Origin of the sequence: Okeania sp. SIO2F4, from assembly GCF_010672385.1 — a bacterium.
Taxonomy (GTDB): domain Bacteria; phylum Cyanobacteriota; class Cyanobacteriia; order Cyanobacteriales; family Microcoleaceae; genus Trichodesmium.
The window spans coordinates 1-6,890 of sequence record NZ_JAAHGT010000503.1 but is presented as its reverse complement, the minus strand read 5'-3'; the positions used below and the strand labels follow the sequence as shown (position 1 = coordinate 6,890).

Here is a 6,890-nt window from a genome sequence, read left to right as displayed (position 1 = left end):
TCTTGGGTATTTTCTAAAAAAAAAGCTAATATTTTCCCAAAATACTTATCTAATTTGAATATAGAACAACTTTTTCTAGTTGTCAAGGAGCGATCGCTTGTCAAAACTGCGCTCAGAGTTTCCCAACCTGAAAAATCCCGCGTTGTCGCCTAAGCGCAACAACGTCAGGAATATATCAAGCATTCAAACAATATTCAATCCGAACTTGTTTAATCGTCTTTTCACCCGCTTCAGATAAAAATATATCGCGCCTAACTTCTTGTAATCCTAACTCAATAAACTCGGCAAGTTCTTTCTCTGATAAAGGCCAAGGAGGACCATCAGGTACAGAATCATTGTCTCGTATGCGAGTAATCACCACAAGTGTACCCCTATTTGCCACTAAAGGAGCAATACAGTTAATAACTTGCGATCGCATCTCTACTGGCAAAGCTTGAATAGTTCGCGACTCTATTACTAGATCGAATTTACGATGCCATTCAGAATCTAAAGCCAACAGATCCGCCACCAAATAGTTTACTGAAGAATCAGGAAATCTTTCCTGACACCAGGCGATCGCCTTAGTCGAAATATCAAAAGCTGTCACCTGAAAACCCAACTTTGCTAGACCTTCCGCATCATCACCCAAACCACATCCGATAACTAAAGCAGTACGTCCTTCTCCTTGTGGTTGAGAAAAATCTAACCACTCTTGTAGATAGGGATGTGTCGTTAAACGTGCCCAAGGTATTTGTGCAGCATCACCCTCAGCTTCGGAATATAAAACATCAAACCATCCAGTGGGATCTGCTTTTTGTGATTCAGTTGCCAACTTCTTTACTTTTTGTTGAATAGCTTCTGGTAGTTGTTCAAACATTATATTTTATGTCCTAATTGTTCAGTCTTAATTTTATCCCAGTGAAGCAAAAAACATAGCTTCCTTCTGGTATAGCGCTACTTGAATCGGGAATCGGGAACAGGGAACAGGGAACAGTAGACTATCAAAGGGTTTCAGAATTTATAACTGTCCTAACCTTTGCTTCGACTGCTATAATCTAGAATTTCCCTACTGTAATCTACTAAATTTTTACTTTTTGATCTCTTATCCTACCTTGTAAAAGTAATTTTGCTAATATTTTGCTAATATTCCAAGCGTCATCTGCGCCTCGATGATGAGTTCCTTCCAAAGGAATATCTAATAATTTTAAAGCATTTGCCATCCCTACTTCTTGGGGTAAAGCATGAACTAGAGCAAACAGATTTTTCACATTAATATGTCTAATTCCAAAAGGATACTTTATGCCTCTAGATAAACATTGTTTCTCAAACATATTTTTGTCATACTCACCCCAACTTGCCCAGACTCGTTGTAAAGATTCATATTTTTTCCGTAGTTTTAAACAAGCTTCATAAAAAGTAATTCTTTGGTCAACTTCTGCTTGAGTTAAAGTTGTAAGTTTGGTACAAAATTCACTAATTTGGGAACGTTCTGGTCTAACTAAAATACTTTCTTTTTCAATAGGTTGAGCTAAAGCTACATCAACAATACAAATCCCTATTTCAATTATTTCGCTTTCTTGGTCTGGTGGGGGATATTTCTCCCAACAAGTAGCTTCAATATCAATAACAATAATCTTGTTTAGCTTAATAGTCATATTTCTAGGGAATAGGGAATAGGGAATAGGGAATAGGGAATAGAGAGATGAAATTATTAATTTTAGACCTTGAATTTATTTAATTAAAAAACTTTTGCAAGAGGTCTTATCATATTAACTCCGGATAATTACTTACTCTAAAGTCCGCAGTGACTAGAACTTCTGTAAGGAAGCAATTCAAAGCTTTAAAACATTGCTTCACTTTGCTCGCAATCCAAATTATTCAACTGAACTTTATATCAGAGGTTCAGAATATTCCTGTTATACCATGTCCGGATAAGAGCGTGATAAAAACACTTCTTTCTCCTAATAAATTCTTTTCTCCTTACTCCTGACTCCTGTCTCCTGACTCCTCCCAAATTATTTATAACTGTTCATCCGGACATGATATTACTTCACTCCTTAATCCTATCCAATAAAAAAATATTTGTGTTACTATTTGTAATGCTAATTAATCATAAATTGTGATATTTTTGTTAGTAATGGGAATACTAGAATTAAACAAATACATCTAATTAATATCAGCTTATGAATAAGAATCTAATATGGTTATTCGTCATTGTGGCTATAGTTTTTGTTACTGCTGGAGACACTCTAGAGTTTATGCCTGAACCTCTCCAAAATGCCAGTTTAGAAAGTCGTAAATTTGTAGTTGGGTTATGGCCTGATTGGTTGAAAGGTAAAAATACTAATGAACGTACAGAAAAAGCTGTGGATGAGTTGGAAAATCCTGGCAAAACAGAATAGTATTCAATAAAGGTAAGGGAAGAGGAAAACCTGGCGTTGGTAAATCAAGAGATGAAACTTTAAGAGTAATCTGTTTCTAATACCTCTCAATATTTAACCAGAATAAGTGATGGGTATCACCCCTAGTAGAAAATTATCCCACCAATTACCAACACCGAAAATCTTAGGTTATATGAAAATCTGCTCTCAAGTCTCCTACTTCAGTAAGAGATACTGTTAACTGATAACTGATAACTGAAATTACCGAATTATTAATAATTAATAATTAATTAATTCGCGCCTTGAAGCCTCCCCTTGGATAGGGGAAAAAAGCGGTCGAGAGATGGCGAGGTTTCCTCGCCATCTCTAATCGACCAAGAGAGCGGTCGGAAAGCGGAGCAGTCCGTTAGGATGGGATGGCGAGGTCTCCCGCTCTTAACAGAGCCGCTCCGAAGTTCGCCATATCCAATCTCCCAAGAGAGAAGAAATGATATTTCCCAATATTCAATTCCGTAAAGGTTTTAACCTTCTTGTAATTATCAATTATCCATTATCAATTAATGAACTCTTCCCTTTTCCTAGGAAATTTTTAGCGTTTCTTTAACCAGCTAAACATGGCGCGTAAGTCTTTGCCAACTTCTTCAATAGGTTGTTCTGCTTCTTGGCGACGCATGGAGGTAAATACAGGTTTACCTGTTTGGTTTTCCATGACAAATTCGCGGGCAAACTGACCAGACTGAATTTCACTTAAGATTTTCCGCATCTCGGCGCGAGTTTCATCGGTAACGATGCGTGGTCCGCGAGTGTAGTCGCCAAACTCAGCAGTATTGGAGATACTGTCGCGCATATTTGCTAGACCACCTTCGACAACTAGATCGACTATCAGTTTGACTTCGTGGAGACATTCAAAGTATGCTAGTTCTGGTTGGTATCCAGCTTCTACTAGGGTTTGAAATCCAGCTTTAATTAATGCACTGAGACCGCCACAGAGAACAGCTTGTTCGCCAAATAGGTCGGTTTCAGTTTCTTCCCGGAAGGTAGTTTCTAGGATACCAGCACGGGTACCACCAATACCTTTAGCATAAGCCATGGCGCGATCGCGTGCTTGACCAGAAGCATCTTGGAAAATGGCAAATAGACAAGGTACTCCTTCTCCTTGTTCGTAGGTGCGTCTAACTAAATGTCCAGGTCCTTTTGGTGCCACCATTACTACGTCCACGTTTTCTGGGGGGATAATTTGACCAAAGTGAATATTAAAACCGTGGGCAAAGGCTAGGATTTTTCCTTCTTTGAGATGGGGTTCAATTTCGTTTTTATAGACGGTTTTCTGTACTTCATCTGGCAAGAGAATCATTATTAGGTCTGCCATTTCAGCAGCTTTGTCTACTGGGTAAACATCTAGACCTGCTTCTTTTGCTTTGGTAGCAGACTTACTGCCTGGATAAAGTCCGACTATTACTTTTGAGCCACTATCTTTAAGGTTCAGAGCATGAGCATGACCTTGAGAACCATAGCCAATTATAGCAATCGTTTTGTCGTTTAAGATGTCCAGGTTAGCATCGGAGTCATAGTACATTTTGGCCATTATTTTTGTCTCCTGTCAGCAACTATTATTATTTATGCAAAACTTTTATTATATCAAATGAAGCAAGAGATAATAAGACATATAAACTATGAGAGAGGGAACAGGGAATAGGGAATAGCGAATAGGGAGTCAATCGGATGTGTAATTAATTTCGCTTATGAACTTAAATTTATCTCATTGATTCAAGCCTTAGTATTTTGTTGATAAACAATATCTAAAACATGAAAACTTAATACTTTATTTTGAGTCAAAATAAACCTCAAACCTAACCCCTAACACCTAATACTAATTCCCAAAAATAATTCTATACTTCCTCAAGAATTCAGTTATTAAGTAATAAGTAAATTTCCGGAATGTTTTTAACGATTCTCGGCTAAAACCGAAGATATTTTATTTTGAATTCCCTACTCCCTATTCCCTATTCCCTATTCCCTCTTTTCTAATATCCATCAGGTCCAATAGTAGTATGGTCAGATTCTGCCATTGATAAATCAACTTGTCTAGCTCGAAACAAATTACACCATCCCAATTTAGCATTATCTAACTTTGCTTTTTCTAGGTTAGCTCCTCTCAAATCTGCATACCTTAAATCTGTATCTCTTAAATTTGCATTATATAAGTTTGCACCTTGTAAATTAACTCGACTCAAATTTGCACCACGAAGATTAGCATTACGCAAATTAGCTCTCGATAGATTTCCCTTTTGAATATTACTATCAGATAAGTTGGCTTGATAAAGTTTAATATCTCCCATTTCTACTTCTTGCAAATTACATCCTTGAAGGTTAGCTTGATTCAAATTTGCGTATGGCAGATAAGCTCTTTTCAAATCAGAACCTTCTAAATTAATTCCTTCTAAATCAGCTTCAAACAATTCTATATTACTTAAATCAATGGCACAAAATTCTCTTTGACCCTCAGCATATCTCAATAGTAATTCCTCTGCACTCATCTTCTCCATTTTAATATTTTTAGAGCTACTTGTTAACAGTTGATAATCATCATTTATTAAATAAATAATAAGTATTTATACCTATGACACTTACTAAGATTCATACTAAGATGGCCTGATAAAAATTACTCAGATCCTAATCCTTTTTTAAGATTTGTAAAATTTTCATTCATATAGCGCTAGGGAATAGGGAATAGTAAACTGTCAAAGGGTTTCAGGATTTAGAAAAGTCAAATACCTTAATGAGTAGCGCTATAGATGTCAGAATCATAACTATGGAATCATTAGAATCATTGCCAAATAAACCCTAATCAAAAAATGCCAGAAATTAGACAATCAATCGCTCAACATTACCATGAGCGGACAAAATATGACCCAGAAACGATTCACAGTAAAAATCACCAACTAGACTGGGAAAATCAACCAATACCATTCAAAAAGTATAAAGTTGGCACAACTATTGACCTGAAACCCTATCTGCAAGAAAAAATTAATCAAGGAAAAGACTCTAAAGAAGGAGAAAACCTATCCAACTTACTTGTATGTAGCTATGGCTTAACTGGTAAGATGCCAACAATAATGGGAAGTCATTACTTAAGAGCAGCTCCTTCCGCTGGGGGGTTGTATCCAGCAGAAGTTTATTTAATTTCCCGTGGCACACCCCTATTACCGGCAGGATTATATAACTATCAGGCCAAAACTCATTCATTACTTAGATTTTGGGACAATAGAATATGGCCAGAATTGCAGGATGCTTGTTTTTGGCATCCAGCTCTAGAAAATACAAAATTAGCGATCGCCATTACTGCCATCTTTTATCGTTCTGCTTGGCGTTACGAAGACCGCGCCTATAGACGAATATTTTTAGATACAGGTCACTTACTAGGCAACATTGAACTAGCTTCTGCTTTCAGTAACTACCGACCACATCTCATTGGTGGGTTTAATGATGAAGCCGTAAATCAAATGCTTTATCTAGATACAACTGAAGAACAGGCGATCGCCATTGTTGCTCTAGCGGACTTACTAGATATTGAACAAAATCTTCCTCAGTGGCAAACTGCTTTACCTTCTGGCACTCAAACAGATTATCCTTTCATTGCAGATGGTGAACTGCTAAAATATTTACATGAAGCTACTCATATTAACTCAAATTCTCCAAAAGTACCTGCTTGGAAAACAAGAGAAACTCCAGAACATTCAGAAGATAAATATAACTTTCCATTTTGTACAAAAGTTTCCACTGTCACTTCCTCTATTTCATGGGGTAAAAACTTAGAAGGTCTGAGAAAGACAATTCTCAAACGACGTTCCACTCGTGTCTATACTGGAGAGACTATTGCTTTAAAGGAACTATTGACTGTATTAGACTTTACTTATCAACCCCACCATTACTTTAATCAAGAATTAGATCGTAATCCTGATTATTTTGACCTAAGTTTGATTGAAACCTTTATTGCAGTTTCTGGAGTAGATGGCTTAGAAGAGGGTTGTTATTATTATGCCCCAATGGCTCAAGAGCTGCGACAAATTAGGTTTAAAAATTTCCAAGAAGAGTTACATTTTCTCTGCTTAGGGCAAGACTTAGGTAGAGATGCTGCTGTTGTCTTGTTTCATACTGCTGACCTGAAAAAAGCTGTAGGCAAATATGGCGATCGGGTTTATCGTTACCTCCATGCAGATGCAGGTCATCTAGGACAAAGACTGAATTTAGCAGCTATTTATCTGGGTTTAGGTGTTAGTGGTATCGGCGGTTTCTTTGACGATCATGTGAATGAAGTTTTAGGTATTCCTGTAGATGAGGCAGTTGTTTATATTACAACTTTAGGTAGTCCGCGATAGACATCTCTAGAAAAGAGGGAGTGGGGAGTGTGGGGAGTGTGGGGAGGTGTGGGGAGTGTGGGGAGGTGTGGGGAGTGTGGGGAGTGTGGGGAGGTGTGGGGAGGTGTGGGGAGGGTGGGGAGTGTGGGGAGTGTGGGGAGTGCGGGGAGTA

At 37.6% G+C, this 6,890-nt stretch carries 6 protein-coding genes; 2 read left to right on the top strand and 4 right to left on the bottom strand.

Going from position 1 to position 6,890, the window contains the following annotated elements; all coding sequences use genetic code 11:
* Positions 1 to 175: 175 nt before the first annotated feature.
* Complete coding sequence (locus tag F6K22_RS25945) at positions 176 to 856, bottom strand: class I SAM-dependent methyltransferase (RefSeq protein ID WP_293104672.1); 681 nt, start codon at positions 854 to 856, stop codon at positions 176 to 178.
* Positions 857 to 1,058: 202 nt separating this feature from the next.
* Positions 1,059 to 1,634, bottom strand: a complete 576-nt coding sequence (locus F6K22_RS25940) for a 3'-5' exonuclease (RefSeq protein ID WP_293104670.1) — start codon at positions 1,632 to 1,634, stop codon at positions 1,059 to 1,061.
* A gap of 528 nt (positions 1,635 to 2,162) precedes the next feature.
* Between F6K22_RS25940 and F6K22_RS25935 the strand changes: the two genes are divergently transcribed.
* The gene (locus F6K22_RS25935) at positions 2,163 to 2,381 is read left to right on the top strand and encodes a hypothetical protein (protein ID WP_293104667.1); all 219 of its coding nucleotides are present in this window, start codon (positions 2,163 to 2,165) and stop codon (positions 2,379 to 2,381) included.
* 568 nt (positions 2,382 to 2,949) lie between these two features.
* Here F6K22_RS25935 and ilvC read toward each other — a convergent pair.
* The gene (gene ilvC, locus F6K22_RS25930) at positions 2,950 to 3,945 is read right to left on the bottom strand and encodes a ketol-acid reductoisomerase (protein WP_293104665.1); all 996 of its coding nucleotides are present in this window, start codon (positions 3,943 to 3,945) and stop codon (positions 2,950 to 2,952) included.
* A gap of 439 nt (positions 3,946 to 4,384) precedes the next feature.
* Positions 4,385 to 4,906, bottom strand: coding sequence for a pentapeptide repeat-containing protein (locus F6K22_RS25925; protein WP_293104662.1), 522 nt, complete (start codon positions 4,904 to 4,906; stop codon positions 4,385 to 4,387).
* Between the two features lie 309 nt (positions 4,907 to 5,215).
* Between F6K22_RS25925 and F6K22_RS25920 the strand changes: the two genes are divergently transcribed.
* A complete protein-coding gene (locus F6K22_RS25920; protein ID WP_293104660.1) occupies positions 5,216 to 6,739 on the top strand; it encodes a SagB/ThcOx family dehydrogenase in 1,524 nt (507 codons plus the stop codon).
* Positions 6,740 to 6,890 lie beyond the last annotated feature (151 nt).

Excerpts from the sequence above, each read along its gene's own strand:
- F6K22_RS25945 (WP_293104672.1), bottom strand. The coding sequence starts at position 856 with ATGTTTGAACAACTACCAGAAGCTATTCAACAAAAAGTAAAGAAGTTG.
- F6K22_RS25940 (WP_293104670.1), bottom strand. The coding sequence starts at position 1,634 with ATGACTATTAAGCTAAACAAGATTATTGTTATTGATATTGAAGCTACT.
- F6K22_RS25935 (WP_293104667.1), top strand. The coding sequence starts at position 2,163 with ATGAATAAGAATCTAATATGGTTATTCGTCATTGTGGCTATAGTTTTT.
- ilvC (WP_293104665.1), bottom strand. The coding sequence starts at position 3,945 with ATGGCCAAAATGTACTATGACTCCGATGCTAACCTGGACATCTTAAAC.
- F6K22_RS25925 (WP_293104662.1), bottom strand. The coding sequence starts at position 4,906 with ATGGAGAAGATGAGTGCAGAGGAATTACTATTGAGATATGCTGAGGGT.
- F6K22_RS25920 (WP_293104660.1), top strand. The coding sequence starts at position 5,216 with ATGCCAGAAATTAGACAATCAATCGCTCAACATTACCATGAGCGGACA.